Genomic DNA, 17,115 nt, shown 5'->3' with positions numbered 1-17,115 from the left:
GAACTCTTACCATCAGGATGAGCTCATAGACAAAGCTTGTTCAACATCCACTGCAACCACACGGGAAACACCCGGTTCACGCATGGTTACTCCAATTAGGTGATCTGCCAATTCCATAGTTACTTTATTGTGCGTGATAAACAGGAATTGCACGAATTGTGACATCTCTTTTACCAAAGTACAAAATCGGCCGACATTGACATCATCCAGTGGAGCATCCACTTCATCCAACATACAAAATGGAGATGGATTTAATTGGAAAATAGCAAATACTAAAGCCACTGCAGTCATTGCTTTTTCACCTCCCGAGAGCAAATGAATGGTACTATTTCGTTTGCCTGGAGGTTGAGCCATTACCAAAATACCAGCTTCCAACAGATTATCACAGGTTAACTCTAACATGGCACGTCCTCCACCGAAAAGACGTGGAAAAAGTGACTGAAATGCCGTATTTACTTCGTCAAATGTCGCTTTAAAGCGCTGCTGCGTTTCTTTGTCCATTTTTTCAATCGCAGCTTCAAGTGTGGCCAAAGCCTCATTTAAATCCTGATATTGCTCATCCAAATGCTGTTTACGTTGGGATTCACAATCATATTCCTCAATCGCAGCTAAATTAATTGCCCCCAGACGTTTAATTTTTTCAACAACTTCATTCAACATTTGTTCACGTAATGCCTGAGACATTCCTGGTGGTAAATTGGCAATTAATTCCTTTAACTGAACATCAAGTTCTGTCAGTGATTCAATAATGTCACTCGCCCGAACAGAAAGTACTTGTTCCTGCATTTGTTCTTGTTGCATTTGTTCCTGAATTACCTGGGCATTTTTTTCTTCGGTACGCAGCAGAGTTTCAAAAGAGTCCAACTCCTTTGTCAATGCATTTAAATTTTCCCTGCAAACCATTAATTGCATTTCCAGTTCACGGTGTTGGAGAATTTTTTCTTGCAGCGTTTCCTCAAATTGTGTTTCTGGTGTTTCCAAAGCCATCAGACGGGCAGCCAGGATTTCCATACGCTCCTTTAGTGTTGCCAATCTTCGCTGGTCACGTTTTATATTTTCTTCAAGCTGCTGGATTTTAATTGTTTCTCTATCGTAAACCAGTTGGTTTTGATGCAAAGCAGCTCTTGCTTCATCAACTGCATCTCGATAATGTAATACGATTTCTTCCTCAGCACCTTTTTGAGCAGTTATAATTTTTTGCTCTTCTTCATAAGACTTAACCGCCTCAGTTGCCAATGATAAGGAAGACTCCGCATCCTCCTTTTCACTTGCAAGCTCTTCCAGCCTTGCTGCAAGCTCTTCCTGTTCAATTATTAATAGATTTCTTCGTGTTTCCGCCTGCTGGAGCGAGCGTTCTTTATTGGTAATCTCTGCTTCACAAGTTTTATAATCATCACGCGCATGGGATAAATCCTGCTTAGCCATTTCCAGATGCAGCTCATATTCTTTAAGCTGTTGATGCAATTGATCCCGTTTGTTTTTTAAATTAGAGAGTGTTGTCTGAGCTAAAGCAAGACTTTCATTAAGCGTTAGCAATTCCTCCTGTCTTAGCAATAAGCCATTTTGTTCTTGCTGAGTAGAGGGTACAGCAATTTTGACCCAGGTTTTAGTCAGCCAATAGCCATCAGGAGTAATGACTGATTCTGTATCAAGCAAATTAGGCAACCAGGATAAGGCTTCGTCCAAATTTGCAGCAGCATAAATAGTATCCAGCGAAAACAACCCCTGAGGTATCGGCCCTGTTACCTTGTCACTTAAACAGGGATAACGCTTTGTTAAAGAGTGATCTGCTTTGGGTGTGAGAAATATTGCCGATTTCGCAGGGATATCTTTTAGGGTTGGCCATAGTGCTTCTATAGAATCAAGAACAATTGCCTGCAAATTATCCCCCAAAACCATTTCGCAGGCATATTGCCATTCTTTTTCAACAGTCAATTTTTCAACCAATCTGGAATTTTCTTTCCACAGTTCCAGATTGGAAGCGGTTTGAGCACGTCCCAGAGCTGCTTGCTGTGTAGCGGATACTGTTGCCTGTTGCGTCGCCAAAGAATAAATATCGTCCTGCGTCTTCAACACGAAGGTTTCAGTCTCTAAAAATTGTTCCCGACATCCAGCAAGCTCTGCAGAAATTTGCTGATAAACATGCTCCCTGTGTTGCACCAGTGCTGCGAGCGTTGTGATTGATTCTTTATGAGCTTTAAGTTCTTCAGTAAGTGTATTTATGTCATTAACTTGCTGTTCTTCAGTAATTTTTTCCAAACGGGTTAATACTTGTTGACGTTGCTCAGCAATATGTTGCAGGCGTACTTGTTCAACCTGCATTTCTCGCAAGGCTTTATTGAGCTCAGCCTGAATACTTTGTACCCTGGCATTCGAAGCTGTTTGCTGCGCTTGCGCTTCCAGCAGCGCTTGCTGCTTCTCATTAAATTCAGCTTGAAGTGCTTGCTCTTTATCAAGTAAGGTTTTTACCCATTGTTCACTCTGTTGTAACAGCTCTTTATCGTGTTGTATTTGGTTATTTACTGCTTGCCAATCGACTTGGTTTTGTTGCTGATCAGCCCGTAGACGTTGCTTTTCACGTTGGTTTTGCTGGATGGTTTCTTCCAGACGGGCAATGTCGGTTGATAATTGATAGAAATTGGCTTGGACTTGCTGAAAAATTTCATTGTCATCCTGAATTTTTTCCCGAAGCAGCGTGCCGTGCTTAAAGGCTTCAGTCACATTTGTCTGATGTTTTTCGTAATCCGCCATAAGCTGTTTTATCAGGGTTTGCTTTTTAGTTTGTTCTTCTGTAAGTGATTGCCACTTAAACGCTAAAATTTCTGCCCTATATAACCGCTCCTCTGCCTTTAACATTTTATATCGTTCAGCAGCTTTTGCCTGTCGCTCAAGTCGCTGTAACTGCTTCTCTAACTCATCTCTAATATCTGCCACGCGTGCTAGATTTTCCCGTGTGTGGTTGATGCGCAATAGCGTTTCACGACGTCGCTCCTTGTATTTTGAAACGCCGGCCGCTTCCTCCAGATAAGCTCTTAGTTCTTCTGGTCTAGCCTCAACAATACGCGAGATCGTTCCTTGACCAATAATGGAATACCCCTTTGCTCCGGCACCAGTCCCTAAAAATATATCGGTAATATCACGACGTCGACAACGACTACCATTTAAGTAATAAGAGGACTCTCCGTCACGGGTCACCACTCTTTTGACTGAAATTTCCTGATAACTGCCATATTGGCCGGTTAAACGCCCAAGACTATTATCAAAAATCAGTTCAACAGATGCCTGACCTACTGCCTTTCGGTGAGTTGATCCATTAAAAATAACGTCTGTCATTGATTCCCCGCGCAAATTCTTTGCAGAGCTTTCCCCCATAACCCAGCGCACGGCATCAATGACATTGGATTTTCCACACCCATTAGGACCAACAACAGCCACTAATTGACTAGGGAAAGGCACAACAGTAGGATCAACAAAGGACTTGAATCCCGCTAATTTTAACTCTTTTAGCTGCATTCGTTAGGCAATGAAAATAAATTGGCTAAATTGTAACTTACAACAGTGTGCAGGAGAAGAATTGTTTAGTTTTTAAATAATCTCTTATTTCACGTCTAACTAACCAAGTTGACGGTGCCACCTAAAAACTTTCTTAAGAGCCCAATGCACTTAATATTTATTTAACAATATGACTATATAATAATTATATAGAGTTTTATTAGAGCGAAATAATGAGTAAGGGTAGCATTAGGAAAAACCTTAAGGAACGTACTCGGCTAATTCGAAGGGAGCTACAAATTCGACATCAAAAATTAGCCGAAAATATGCAAGCAGCTAAAGAAGGTAGACTAGATCTCAAGGAATTAAATAAATTAAAAATTGAATTGGAAAAACCTGTCAGGTTATCAGAAACTCTATGCATCCAAATTGAAGATTGTCATCCGTCTACAGGCAGGTATAAACGCGCTCTGCCTAAAGGCTATCAATCCGATATCACTGCGGTAAATAAAGCTATTCAGGCTCAAACTGAAAATTTCATTACGCGGGAAGTAAACGGTACAACAGCTCAAAAATTTAATAAAAATTTGCATAAAACAATCCATCTAAAAAATATTGGAGAGGAAATTCATGCTAGACGCATGAAAATTATTAAAGCATTTAACCGTAAACCTAAAAACGGGATTCAAAAAATAAAAGAGATATGTGCGGTATGTAATGTAGATGCCGTAGAAGAACACATTGCCGATTTTTTTCATAAAGAAAAGAAAAATCTGGATTTAGAAGCAGTTGGTGATTATCTAAGTGGTCCCGATGCTGAGAATAAGGCTGTTTTAACTGCGTTTACTGGTAAAATTGATTTAACAGGACAAAATTTCACACAGAGTTTAAGACGTTTTTTAAGCGCTTTTAAATTACCAGGCGAAGCACAAAAGATTGATAGATTGGTAGAAAGTTTTAGCGAAGAATATTACAAGAAAAATCCTGGGGGCAACATTGCCAACAAAGATGCCGGTTACATTTTGGCATTCCAGACCATCATGCTGAATACTGATTTACATAATCCAAATATAGCTTCAAATAGAAAAATGGATTTCAATGGGCTTAAAAGAAATCTACGCGGCTGTAATAATGGTGCAGATTTTGATGAACATTTCCTACAAGAGCTCTACAATGATATCAAAGCGAATCCTTTTGAGGTAAATTTCATTAAAATAGAGCCTGGTTATGTAATTGCTTCCAGTGCCCTCAATCATGATTCTACGCTTAATCGATTAAATTCATTGCTTCACTCCTCCATAATAGAAGCTCGCCATTTATTTCCTGGGGTAGGCAATACTATTAAGCTGACTATAACCCAGCCAAAATCATGGTTAACCATTTTTACTGGATACGAGGGAACCATTACATTATCAAATGAACACTCCACATTAGCTTCTATTCAAATTTATGCCCCAAATTTCCTTTCAAGATGGCTATTCGGCAAGCAACCAAAAGTGATAATACAACCAATTTGTAAGGATGGGAAAGCAGCTCCGGAGGCAATAGAGTTGGCAGCAAAAATAGCAGCTAGCTTTGAAACGCCAGTAACTAGTATTAAAGCGACCTACGACTACATGAAAAGTGATTTGCAAAGTAGGTATGCTGAGAAGAAAAAAACTGCAGCCCAATATGAACTATCTCCGGAGAAACTTCAATTTCTTCTTAAAGAAGGTCGATTTGTGGTTAGAGGTGTGCGAATACAGCCAGGATTTAAGGATCTAGAAGATGAGCTTAAATATTTAACTACAACCCGCATGAATGGAACGTATAAAAATGTTGAACGAAATGGGCAAAGAGGTCGCTGTGCTTCCTTAATTGTTCCTGGTGTAAAAATGGAATTATTTACCGACATAGGAGTTGTTTATGACGCAGATAAGTCAACGATCAGAGCTTATATGTTCCATGATGGAATGACATCAATCAGCCATGGCCATGATAACTTCTATAATGCTTCCAAAGATAAACATAAATTTGAACCATTCCTTTCCAGACAAGAGTTTATGGAAAAATATAAAGAGCATTGTGCAGATCCAAGGTTCAACCACCCACGTTACACCAAATATAATGAAGTTAATGGTAATTTCTTTCCAGAATCATTGATAGGATTAGTAGGAAAAAACTCTAATTTTGATACGAAACTTAAACTATACATTGCTAAATATTATTTACAAAATCAACATCATTTAGATCTTCCCATGACATTAATGGTGGGTGGTAAGGTTCGAATTTGGAAGCCCGATAGAAGTGAAATCGTTGGTTTATTAAAGATAGCCAACAAAACTAAATTAAATCGCTCAGATTTCAAATTATTCGAGGCACTTGCCAATGATATCGGCTATTCATGGCAATATAACGGATCGCTTTCCCAACATACTTCTGGATTACATTTATTCAAAACGACAACAGATGTTAAATCTGGCAAAAAGTCAGATGAAGTCGAAGTTCCTCAACCTAAAAGCACAGTTAGGTTAAGAAGAGTCTAAAACTCAAAAATGGTGGTACCCCAGGTAAATCCGGCACCAAATGCACACAGTAACACTAAATCGCCTCGCTGGATTTTTCCTTCCTGATACGCTTGATTGAATGCAAGTGGAATGGAGGCTGCTGAGGTATTGGCATGCTTATCGAGAGACACAATAAATTTTTCCATCGGTATATTCAAGGCAGCAGCTACTGCTTGTAAAATGCGAATATTGGCCTGATGAGGAACAAAGTGCTGAATATCTGCAATAGTTAGATGCATAGTTTCCAGCGCTTGCTTAATTTCTTGAGTAAAACGGGAAACAGCATGTTTAAATACTTGCTTGCCATTCATAATGATGAAAGGCTTCTTTTCCTCCGCGGTTTGTATCCCTTGACCCATTCCCCAGGGAATATATAAATCATCAACACCTTGGCCGTCGGAACCTAATTTGCAATAAAAAATTCCCTTTGTATCAGAATCTCCTGCACGTTTTAATAAAAATGCTCCGAAACCATCACCAAAAAGTATCCCTGTTGTTCTATCATTATGATCAATCACATGAGAAAAAGCATCACATCCCAAAACCAACGCATATTCAAACTGCGAATTTGCTTTCATCAGATAATTAGCAGTACCTAACGCATAGAGAAAACCCGAGCAAGCTGCTTGCATGTCAAAAGCAACACAATTTGTTACTCCAAGCTTTTGCTGAAGCATGACTGCTGTACTTGGCATCAGCTGATAAGGTGTCGTCGTTGCAACAATGATTAAATTAATTGCTTGTAGTGACACGTCTGCCTCCTCGAGAGCGGCAAGTGCTGCCTTGTAGCTACAGTTGAGAAAATCTTCATCTTCAGAAAGCATATGGCGCTGTTTGATACCCGTCATTTGGGTAATCCAGGCATCGGTCGTAGCCATTGATGATTCAAGCTCTTGATTAAGAATTATTTTTTTAGGTAGATAACCACCGCTTGCTAAAATTTCATTATTATTACTCATTCCCAACTCCTTTTTGCATGGCTATGCTAAAAATAGTTGTCCCACATAGGTTACCGACCGAAGCATAAAATATAGATATTAATAAGCTCTTCTTAATTGCCATTTAGCAATACTGCCACTAAAACCCACCCCAAAAGAAATTAATAAAAAATTACCTGTTTTTTTATCTCTATTCAGTGCCTCATCAAGCATAAATCCAATGGAACACGAGGATAAATTTCCAAAATTTTTAATGACTGAATAAGAGTGAGAGACTTTCTCGTTTTCCTCTAGACAAAACGCATTTCTAATGCCATCAATAATTTTTTTACTTCCGGTATGGATAAGAAAAAAATCAATGTCATTGATGTCATTATCTTTAGAGCTACTGCAAAGCTTTTCAAACAAGCATTTGCTATAAAAAAGACCTCGGGCAGGCACTACTTTACTTAAAAAATACTGAGGAAATCCATTATATAGGGGCTTGTAACTGCCACCCTCATCCATATGCAAAATCTCAGTATCTTTGTAAGATTGATTAGTAAGATGACAACATTTAAAATTTTGCTCTTCTTCACTACTCTGTAGCAACATTGAAACCGCACCATCACCAAATAAATAGCTATTAATCAAATTGTTTATTTTAAGTTGTGCAGTTTCTTTTTCTTCCCCCTCAGGCATTGCTTTTATTTCATTAAAACCAATTGTTTTTTGTGTTAAAGTAGGGGGAACCATAGCAGTATGTGCCTCTGCAATGGTAATTAAAGCTTGTTTCCCAGGATTTGCTATTAAAAAAGATTGTGCAATCTCAATAGCCTTAACCATCGAAGAACAGCCTTGATTTTGCATATTTATTACACTGACATCCCGTGGGAGAACTGCCGGATTCACCTTGGCAATAACTTCATAAGCCATACAAGGCAAGGGTCTTAGTGCAGTATTAGTCACAGTAATAAACAAGCAAATATCCAATGCTTTATTGATGGAGTCTACACATTTATAAATTGATTTCACTGCAAGCTCATTAATGTCCTCCACTAATTTTCTGGGTTTCTTTCCTGCCAGATAACGTGGATAATCGTCCACAACAGCATAGCGTTGATTGATAAACATTGAGCCAAGCATGTTGTGAACCTCATCACTGAGATGGCCATTCGCCTCATGGATTATTTCGTGACTAGATACAGATTGTTCAGGTACTACAGAGGCTATACTTAAGATGTCTACTGCTTTCATAATTGTTTTAATACCGAGCATAGTGAACAACTAACTCTCAGTGTAGAAGAGGGAACTCTATTTTGCAATGCACCACTAGGCTTAAACTAACGTTTAAAAATAATTATTAGAAGAACGCATGGGACAATCTATTGAATTAGCGATAAAAATAGACTTCGTTGGCCAACAATAAAAATTAATTGCACAGCAGAAATAAAAAAATAGAGCTATATTCTGAATTTATTCCAAATAAATAGACTATCTTAAGAGATAGATTTAATTTTGGTATTTAGATAGCTTTTGATAATCTAGATAAATGCAGTAAGTTTAACGATTTTGTAGGAGCTCGGATGACCCAAGATACAGAACTTAGTGATCTCATGCACTCTGTTGCAATGAAAAGTCTTCAATTAATTGATGGGATGAAGAAACAACCCGCGCAGTTTCCTGCTCTTATCAAACAGTATATTGATCTCACTACCGATTTTCAGGCCTTACTGACAGTAATGTTGAAAAATCCGGAACAAATTTGGCAAATGCAACTTGCTTACTGGCAAGATGCCATGAGTTTAATGCAGGAACAGTTTAACCACTGGTTGGAAGGGAAATCCATGCCCATTGAAGACAGGCGTTTCAGTAGCGAGGAGTGGGTCAATAATCCCTTTTTTAACCTGCTAAGCCAACATTATCTGTTAGCAAGCGAGCACCTAAATTCTCTCTTTGAGCATTTAGATTATGGAGACAAGCAACTTGCCAAAAGAGTACAATTTTTTACAAGACAATATCTTGATGCCTTATCACCAGCCAATTTTCTTCACACCAATCCCCAATTAATGGCAGAAACCATTCAAAGTCACGGCAAAAATTTATTACGTGGCTTACAGAATTTGCTTACAGATTTGGAAACAGGTTCTTCACGTCTGATTATTAAAATGACTGATACAGACGCCTTTAAAATTGGCGAAAATCTGGCAACAACACCTGGAAAAGTAATCTATCGTAATGAAATGATGGAGCTCATCCAATTTAGCCCACAAACTGAAGAAGTGAACACCATTCCTTTATTGATTGTTCCACCCTGGATTAATAAATACTACATCCTTGATTTAAGTCCACATAATTCATTCATTGGCTGGCTGGTCAAACAAGGAATTACTGTATTTGTAATATCCTGGGTAAATCCTGATGCCAGTTATGCTGACAAGGGTTTGTTTGATTATTTAAATGAAGGTCCTCTTACTGCGATTAAGACTATACAAAAGCAACTTAAGGTAGAACAGGTCAATGTGCTTGGGTTTTGCATAGGTGGAACATTAATTGCCTGCTTGCTTGCCTATTTGAATGCATTGAACGAAACGCCTGTTCGTAGTGCGACATTTCTTGCATCAATGATTGATTTTAGTGATCCCGGTGATATTTCTGTGTTCATTGATGAACAACAAATTCGACGCATTGAAGAAGAAATGCACGCGAAAGGATTTTTAGACGGCCGCTTTATGGCCAGCACCTTTAACTCGTTGAGAGCCAACGACCTTGTCTGGTCGTTTTTTATTAAAAATTACCTACAGGGAAAAAACCCCGTACCTTTTGATATTCTATACTGGAATGCTGATGCTACGAATATGCCTGCAAAAATGCATTCGCAATACTTACGTTGGATGTATCTTCACAACGACTTAATTAATCCTGGTAAAATTCATTTAAATCATGTGCCTTTAGATGTTACCCAAATTAAAGTCCCCACTTTTTTTGTATCCACCCAAAAAGATCACATTGCCCCCTGGCAAACGACTTATCGGGGGTTCCAACTGATGAAGGGAAAAAAACGTTTTTTATTGGGGGGTTCAGGACATATTGCAGGGATTGTTAATCCCTCAAGCAGTGAAAAATATGGTTTCTATCGGAATACAAGAACAGATCAAACTGCTGAAGATTGGTTGGCCAGTGCGATTCACCATCCAGGTTCCTGGTGGCCTGAATGGCTGGATTGGTTGAAAAAAGAATCAGGTCCTCTTGTAAAAGCCCCTGATTTTAATAAGCTGCCTTTTAAACCAATAATCGATGCACCCGGCAAGTATGTTTTTAAAACCTACAAAGCAGCTATGGAAGAACCAGGTCAAGGGATAACTAATTTTAGCGCCGAATCATTGATAGGTAAGACCACACCCGCAGCCGAAGAGGAAACTGTAGCTTGCAAATAACTTATGATTCATAGAGTTAATAACTATAATAATTTTAACCAGCTTAGCCGTTAGAACTAAGCAGCTGATTTGATTAATCTTTCGAGGAAAGCTGCTGTTGTCTTTATTTTTTGAGTTCGTCGTTTTCAGGATGACATGTGTTGAAGTCCTTTATATTTTTTTGCATCTCGTCATTCCAGAATGCGCAAAGCCGAGGGAGCAGGTAGTTCTTTATACGCGCCACCATACTGCAATTGGAATGAATCAGCCTAGCCCGCTATAATTTCCCTACTCTAAATTCTTTCAAAGCAAATATGACCCAAAAAACAGGTAGCGCTAATCTGCCTTTACATTATGGTCATGTACCCTCATGGCTAGCAGATCGTATGACAAAATTGGGGGCCGTTATGAGCCAAGCCATCATACATCATTACGGACGAGATGAATTTCTGCGGCGTTTGGCCAATCCTTTCTGGTTTCAATCCTTTGGTTCAGTCATGGGCATGGATTGGCATTCGTCAGGCATTACTACCAGTGTCATCGGTGCTCTTAAACGTGGTTTAACGCCGCTGTCGAAAGAGCTAGGAATTCATGTATGTGGGGGCAGGGGTAAATATTCGCGTCAAACTCCCCATGAACTTATAACCATTGGCTCCAGAGTGGGTTTTGATGGTCAACAACTTGCCCAGTCCAGTCGCCTTGTGGCCAAGGTAGATAGCGCAGCTATTCAGGACGGTTTCGACCTTTACTTGCACGGCTTTATTGTTACTGACGAGGGAAAATGGGCTATTATTCAGCAGGGTATGAATACTAGCAACAAACAGGCACGGCGATATCATTGGTTATCCGAGGGACTGGACAGTTTTATTGATGCGCCTCATACCGCCATCGAAGGACCTCATCAAGGTAATATTATCAATCTTACTGATCAAAGAGCCCAAATATCGCGATCCAGACAAATTGATCTTTTGAAAACACTCTCTCCCGAACGTATTCTTGCAGAAGTATCGAAAGGGAAACCTGCTATTCCAAAAGGGGTAACTGTTAAAGCAGGCCAGCTTCCACTACCTCATCTAGAGATGCCAACACATCATGAGGTCAAAGCTGAAGATATTTCTTTACGACGTTTGCATGGAAACATTGCTGCGGCCATCGATCGCGGCCCGGAAGATTTCTCAGAACTTCTCCTGACACCCGGTGTAGGCGCCAGAACAATTCTGGCCTTAGCCATGGTAGCTGAAATCATTCATGGTGCTCCTTATAGATTTTCCGATCCCGCCCGTTTTTCCCTGGCCCATGGAGGCAAAGATCGCCATCCCTTCCCTGTTCCTGTGAAAGTGTATGATGAAACTATCCGTGTTTTGAAAACAGCCATTCAAAAAGCAAAGCTTGGACAAAACGAAAAATTGGATGCCATTAAAAAGCTGGATAAACAAGCACGAGAACTTGAGCACAGGATTATCAGCGGTCCTACCGTAGAAGAGATTATTGCTCATGAAAAGGAGGCTTCAGCTTTGTATGGTGGCAGAAGCGTATTTGGATTTGAATAAATTCAACTGGCGAAAAAAGCTACTGCTTAAGCAGTAGCTAAGTATGGACTATTACTTCTTAATATCTGCCTTATTCTTTACTTCTTGAACTAATGACAGCATTGTTTTTTCCATAATTTGGAATGATTTTTGTAAATAGTCCAATGCCTTATGTCCATTCTCAATTGCTAAATGAATTTGTTTCTCGAGTAGTTCCTCTGGCTTTTTCGTATTAGCGAGTTCATCTGGTTTTAAATAGCTAAGACTTTGTAAAGTTTTTACATTAAGTTCTGTCAGAGCTTGAAACGGCTCTTGAATTTTTTTTGCTATGTCGCTCCAGTTTTCAAAATAAGCTTGTGTCATGATGTTCTCCACCTTTATGTTGCACTGCACAATTAAATAATAGTACTTTTATTTAATATTTGTCAAGGAGTTAAGCAATAATTTTTTGCAGCGCAATATTTTTAACTGTTGTTACAGGAGTTCAGTATAGATGCTCCATCACTATTAAACTTATCCTATTTAACACCAAAAAATCCCTGCCAGTGCTTAAAGAATTGTTGCATTTGCTGATCCCACAGCATGGTAGCTTTTTTATAGTCATTCAGATAAGGATTTGATTGTAATAATTTTTCCATGTTGGCAAACATTTGCTCCAACATCGACTTAAAAGACTGATGCATTGGGTGGTTAGCAAAAATAATTAATTGCCTTAGTATTTCAGGAGATAAAAATTGCGTGGCCCCACTTTCCATTTCAACGAAAATCTGTAACAGAGTAGCATTGGTAATATCTTTGCCCGTAGTAGAATCCTCTACCTTAAAAGACAAACCTTCGACTACATACCGTTGAAGATCTTCAACAGTAATATATTGGCTTTTTTCAGTGTCATATAGTCTGCGATTTTTATATTTCTTTATCAGTCTTGCCATAGTTCTCTCAACCCAGGTCTGCTTATCTTCCTGCTGACCATAAAGGGCTATGGTCTAGTGACATTCTACTATATTGACGAAAATATTACTTTTCGACTCAATTTAGCGCAATGACAACAGATCTTAATACATATGTAAACCACCATTAATACTCAGATTTGCCCCGGTAATGTAACAACTTTTTTCATTGACTAAAAACTCTACCACCCAGGCAACTTCCTCTGGTTCTGCTAATCGTTTTGCAGGAATTAATTCAATAATAGAATCCAGGATATCCGGTCGAATTCCTTTCATTAAACGCGTATTGACATAACCAGGTGAAATACTGTTCACCGTTATATTTTTTAACATCAACTCTTGCGCAAGACTTTTAGTGAAGCCATAAATGCCCGCCTTGGATGCCGCATAATTGGTCTGAGAAAACTGTCCTTTCTGCGCGTTAACTGAAGAGATATTTATAATGCGGCCACTTTTCTGGTTACGCATTTGTTCTACCACCTGATGAGTCACATTGTACATACTATCAAGATTAACTCTTAAGACTTCATCCCATTGCTGTTTAGTCATCTTGCTGAATACAGCATCTCTGGTAATACCTGCGTTGTTAATCAAAACATCAACGCGACCAAACTCTCTAATAATACCTTTTATCACTTGCTGACATTGATTGTAATCAGAAACATCCATTTGGCGATAGTGAATATCGTGACAATCATCCTGAGCTAATTCTTGCTGCCACTGTACAGCCTTTTCCCTGGAAATAATATCCAAGGCGATAATATATCCATACAGAGGTTTTAGCTGCTTAACAATGGCGGTACCTATATCTCCAGTACCACCAGTAATAAGTACCACTTTTTCTTTCTGCATTCTCTTCCCTATTTAAATGTATCCCTGTGCAGCCTTACATATACTGACCACCATTGACATCCAAATTAGCACCGGTGATAAATCCAGATGAAGGAGAAGCCAAAAACGCAACTGCTTCTGCCACTTCCTGTGGTGTTCCTAACCGACCAACCGGAATATTGGCAATAATACTTTGTAATACTTCCTCTTTCATCGCTGCCAACATAGGAGTTTCAATATAGCCTGGTGAAACCGTATTTACTGTAATACCCTTGGAAGCTACTTCTTGTGCCAGACTTTTAGTGAATCCAAAAAGAGCAGCTTTTGAGGCAGCATAATTGCATTGACCAAACTGTCCTTTTCGCCCGTTGATAGATGAAATTGTAATGATACGGCCATAACCTTTTTCGAGCATGGCAGGCAAAACATTACGAGTTACGTTAAACACGCTTGTCAAGTTGGCATCGATGACTTGTTGCCATTGTTGTGCACTCATTTTTTTTAAACTAGTGTCTACTGTAATACCAGCATTATTAACCAAGACATCCACATTATTGTATTTTTCCAATACAAGTGATGCTAATTTTTCACAATCAGCAAAACTGGCAATATCGGCATAAACAATATCAATTTCATGACCTGCTGCGCGCTGTTCTGCTTGCCAGCGCTTGGCTTCTTCATGATTGCCATTTTTAAAATAACAGGCAATAACTTGATAATCAGCAGCTAAGCGTTGACAAATGGCTGTACCAATCCCACCTGTTCCTCCAGTAACTACGGCCGTCTTCTTCTCCATAAATAACATCTCCATACGTGATTGTGATTGGATCTACTACTTCAAAGCAAAAGCCTATAAATGTCAACCTTGCTAACATTATAATTTTAGCATTTAAATACTTATTTGATCGTAAGTAAAGGGAACGTTAACACGCTGTCTTTTATTAAGTAATAAAAAAAGCGGGCTTCCCCCGCTTTTTAAACTTTAACAGGATGAGGTACATATCCTTTGATTTGTTGAGCAAACTGATGCAATACTTCCAAGCCTGATTCTTCAGCCTGTTTACACCATTGTTGCAGCGCCTCAACCAATTCTTTTTGTGAGCTGGCTGTTTTGAGCCAAATGTTTTGTAACGATTGACGAAAATTGTACACCACCAGGAGTTGTTCACGACTTGTTAGCAAAGCCTGTAATCGTGTTTTGGCACGAGGTGATAGCAAGCCGTCCTGCAGACGTAATAAACGACCCGCCCGCTGAAAAAGGTGTTTATCGGCTGTCTGTGCTATACTCCGTTTTTCATCTTTGAGAATAGGACGAACCACCCGCTTGTAGTACTGTGACATCACCTGAAAACGGTTGCTAACTACTGCTTTGACTGTGTCAAGATCAACGTGAAGCTTTCCTTCTTCTCTGGCAAGTTTCGGTGGTAATTTCTTAACCTTAGCAAGTCTTAAAAAACACAGACAGCGAATATATAACCAACCAATATCAAACTCCCACCACTTAACAGAAAATTTAGCAGAGGACGCAAACGTGTGGTGATTATTATGTAACTCCTCACCACCAATCCAAAAACCAAATGGAAAAATATTAGTGGCAGCATCAGGGCATTCAAAGTTTCTATAGCCCCAGTAATGGCCGATACCATTAACAACACCAGCTGCATGAAGCGGAATCCACATCATTTGCAGCGCCCACACCGTTATGCCTGGCAGACCAAAGAGAAACAAATCAGCTAAAAACATTAGCAAAATACCCTTTGATGAATGGCGTGAATATAAATTCCGCTCAATCCAATCATTTGGGGTGCCATGGGAATACTTGGCAATCATTTCTTTATCTTTGGAGGCTTCTTTATACAATTCAGCGCCTTGCCAGAATACTTTTTTCAATCCTAATACCTTAGGACTGTGTGGATCGCCTTCAATATCTGTTGTGGCATGGTGTTTGCGATGAATTGCCACCCACTGAGCGGTAACCATACCTGTAGTTAACCATAGCCAGAAGCGAAAAAAATGACTTACGATGGGATGTAAGGTCAATGCGCGATGCGTTTGGTGGCGATGAAGATAAATAGTAACAGCAGCAATCGTTATTTGCGTGAGAATGACAGTTGCTAATACATACCCCCAAAACGACAGGTTCAAAACGCCATAAATCATAGGGTTACTCCACTAAAATAGAATCTTCTACAGCATTAAAGCTTACTTTCACTATAGTACTAATTCCTAATGATATCACAAATTGCACAATTCGCATTGCATCCTATGCACTTGTGAACGATAATTTCAAATAGGCAAAGAGAGATAACCCCCTTTTCCTTTAGTAGGGACTAATTCATGAACGACAAAATTGAGCATTTCATACAACAACTTGTTCCTTTTCTGATTGCAGGTATTGCTATAGCCTTGGTAATTGGTTTATTTATTCTGTTTTCATACGTCCTCGTATGGGGCTTAATTATAGGAGCTATTCTCTGGGTGGTTTTTTTTATAAAAAGACTTTTATTTTCAAGTAAGAAAATTGAGAATCCAGCGAAAGGACGAGTTATTGAACATAATGACAAAGATTAATGCCTGAGCTACCCGAAGTCGAAACCACCAGACTTGGTATAAGTCCATTTTTGGTGAATAAAATTATAACAGCCATTCATGTAAGACAATCCAAACTTCGCTTTACAGTACCCCCACTGCATGAACTTTGCTATGGACAACAAATACAGGCAGTCACACGTCGCGCCAAATATTTGTTAATCCATTTAACGCAAGGATACCTTATTGTTCATTTAGGGATGTCAGGTCATTTGCGTTTGATAGGGTCTGACCTGCCTGTTAAAAAGCATGATCATATCGACATGATTCTCAATGAAGACTATGTATTACGTTATAATGATCCACGTCGCTTTGGTTTTTGGCTTTACACAACTGAGACGCCAGAAAAACACCCTCTATTCGCCCATTTGGGGCCAGAACCACTCTCCGACGATTTCAGTCTAAGTTATTTAAGCCAGCGCGCTGCAAATAAACGGCAAGCGATTAAGGCATTGATCATGTGTAATGAAATCGTTGTAGGTCTTGGTAATATTTATGCGACAGAAAGCCTTTTCCTAGCAGGAATTCATCCCCAAACTCCTGCCAGACTTCTTTCTGAAAATCAACTTGCGAAGCTAATAGCGTCGATTAAGCTGATATTACAACAAGCCATTGATGCAGGCGGAACGACTTTACGTGATTTCTTTTCTAGTAACGGAAAACCCGGGTACTTTTCCCATCATCTTCAAGTGTACGGCAGGAACAATCAAGCTTGCTTCCAATGCCATCACCCCATACAAGCTATAACTGTAGGTGGACGAAACTCCACCTTTTGCCCTTGCTGTCAGCCCTTGATAACACCTTAATTCGGCATGAGTCACCTACTGTGAAAGCAAGCAAACATA

At 39.3% G+C, this 17,115-nt stretch carries 13 protein-coding genes; 5 read left to right on the top strand and 8 right to left on the bottom strand.

Annotated features, from left to right (window positions below):
- Positions 1–12: 12 nt before the first annotated feature.
- Positions 13–3,513, bottom strand: coding sequence for a chromosome segregation protein SMC (gene smc, locus clem_RS01820; RefSeq protein WP_094090050.1), 3,501 nt, complete (start codon positions 3,511–3,513; stop codon positions 13–15).
- Between the two features lie 305 nt (positions 3,514–3,818).
- Between smc and ralF the strand changes: the two genes are divergently transcribed.
- Complete coding sequence (gene ralF, locus clem_RS01815) at positions 3,819–6,017, top strand: T4SS guanine nucleotide exchange effector RalF (RefSeq protein WP_232505524.1); 2,199 nt, start codon at positions 3,819–3,821, stop codon at positions 6,015–6,017.
- Here the strand turns inward: ralF and clem_RS01810 are convergent.
- Complete coding sequence (locus clem_RS01810) at positions 6,014–6,997, bottom strand: beta-ketoacyl-ACP synthase III (RefSeq protein ID WP_094090049.1); 984 nt, start codon at positions 6,995–6,997, stop codon at positions 6,014–6,016. The two genes, ralF and clem_RS01810, sit on opposite strands and share 4 nt — an antisense overlap.
- 78 nt (positions 6,998–7,075) lie before the next feature.
- Entirely contained in the window at positions 7,076–8,212 is a 1,137-nt protein-coding gene (locus clem_RS01805) for a 3-oxoacyl-[acyl-carrier-protein] synthase III C-terminal domain-containing protein (protein ID WP_094092238.1), read from the bottom strand.
- 329 nt (positions 8,213–8,541) lie between these two features.
- Between clem_RS01805 and clem_RS01800 the strand changes: the two genes are divergently transcribed.
- Both clem_RS01800 and clem_RS01795 read left to right on the top strand, forming a co-directional pair.
- A complete protein-coding gene (locus clem_RS01800; protein WP_094090048.1) occupies positions 8,542–10,392 on the top strand; it encodes a PHA/PHB synthase family protein in 1,851 nt (616 codons plus the stop codon).
- A gap of 293 nt (positions 10,393–10,685) precedes the next feature.
- Positions 10,686–11,921, top strand: a complete 1,236-nt coding sequence (locus clem_RS01795) for a DUF763 domain-containing protein (protein WP_094090047.1) — start codon at positions 10,686–10,688, stop codon at positions 11,919–11,921.
- 51 nt (positions 11,922–11,972) lie between these two features.
- Here clem_RS01795 and clem_RS01790 read toward each other — a convergent pair whose 3' ends face one another.
- From clem_RS01790 to clem_RS01770, 5 genes are all read right to left on the bottom strand, one after another.
- Positions 11,973–12,263 (bottom strand): phasin family protein, encoded by a 291-nt coding sequence (locus tag clem_RS01790; RefSeq protein ID WP_094090046.1) that lies wholly within the window; start codon positions 12,261–12,263, stop codon positions 11,973–11,975.
- Positions 12,264–12,418: 155 nt separating this feature from the next.
- Positions 12,419–12,832, bottom strand: coding sequence for a polyhydroxyalkanoate synthesis regulator DNA-binding domain-containing protein (locus tag clem_RS01785; protein ID WP_094090045.1), 414 nt, complete (start codon positions 12,830–12,832; stop codon positions 12,419–12,421).
- Positions 12,833–12,955: 123 nt separating this feature from the next.
- Positions 12,956–13,702 carry an acetoacetyl-CoA reductase gene (gene phbB / locus clem_RS01780; RefSeq protein ID WP_094090044.1) on the bottom strand — a complete coding sequence of 249 codons (747 nt, stop codon included), beginning with the start codon at positions 13,700–13,702 and terminating at the stop codon, positions 12,956–12,958.
- Between the two features lie 34 nt (positions 13,703–13,736).
- Positions 13,737–14,477, bottom strand: coding sequence for an acetoacetyl-CoA reductase (gene phbB / locus clem_RS01775; protein WP_094090043.1), 741 nt, complete (start codon positions 14,475–14,477; stop codon positions 13,737–13,739).
- 179 nt (positions 14,478–14,656) lie between these two features.
- Complete coding sequence (locus clem_RS01770) at positions 14,657–15,841, bottom strand: DesA family fatty acid desaturase (protein WP_094090042.1); 1,185 nt, start codon at positions 15,839–15,841, stop codon at positions 14,657–14,659.
- A gap of 177 nt (positions 15,842–16,018) precedes the next feature.
- Between clem_RS01770 and clem_RS01765 the strand changes: the two genes are divergently transcribed.
- Positions 16,019–16,252 (top strand): hypothetical protein, encoded by a 234-nt coding sequence (locus clem_RS01765; protein WP_094090041.1) that lies wholly within the window; start codon positions 16,019–16,021, stop codon positions 16,250–16,252.
- Entirely contained in the window at positions 16,252–17,076 is an 825-nt protein-coding gene (gene mutM / locus clem_RS01760; RefSeq protein WP_094090040.1) for a bifunctional DNA-formamidopyrimidine glycosylase/DNA-(apurinic or apyrimidinic site) lyase, read from the top strand. Before clem_RS01765 ends, mutM begins: the two co-directional genes overlap by 1 nt.
- The last annotated feature ends 39 nt before the right edge of the window (positions 17,077–17,115 follow it).

This window comes from Legionella clemsonensis, from assembly GCF_002240035.1.
Classification (GTDB): domain Bacteria; phylum Pseudomonadota; class Gammaproteobacteria; order Legionellales; family Legionellaceae; genus Tatlockia; species Tatlockia clemsonensis.
The sequence above is the reverse complement of the archived record's forward strand: the minus strand, read 5'-3'. Positions and strand labels throughout refer to the sequence as shown.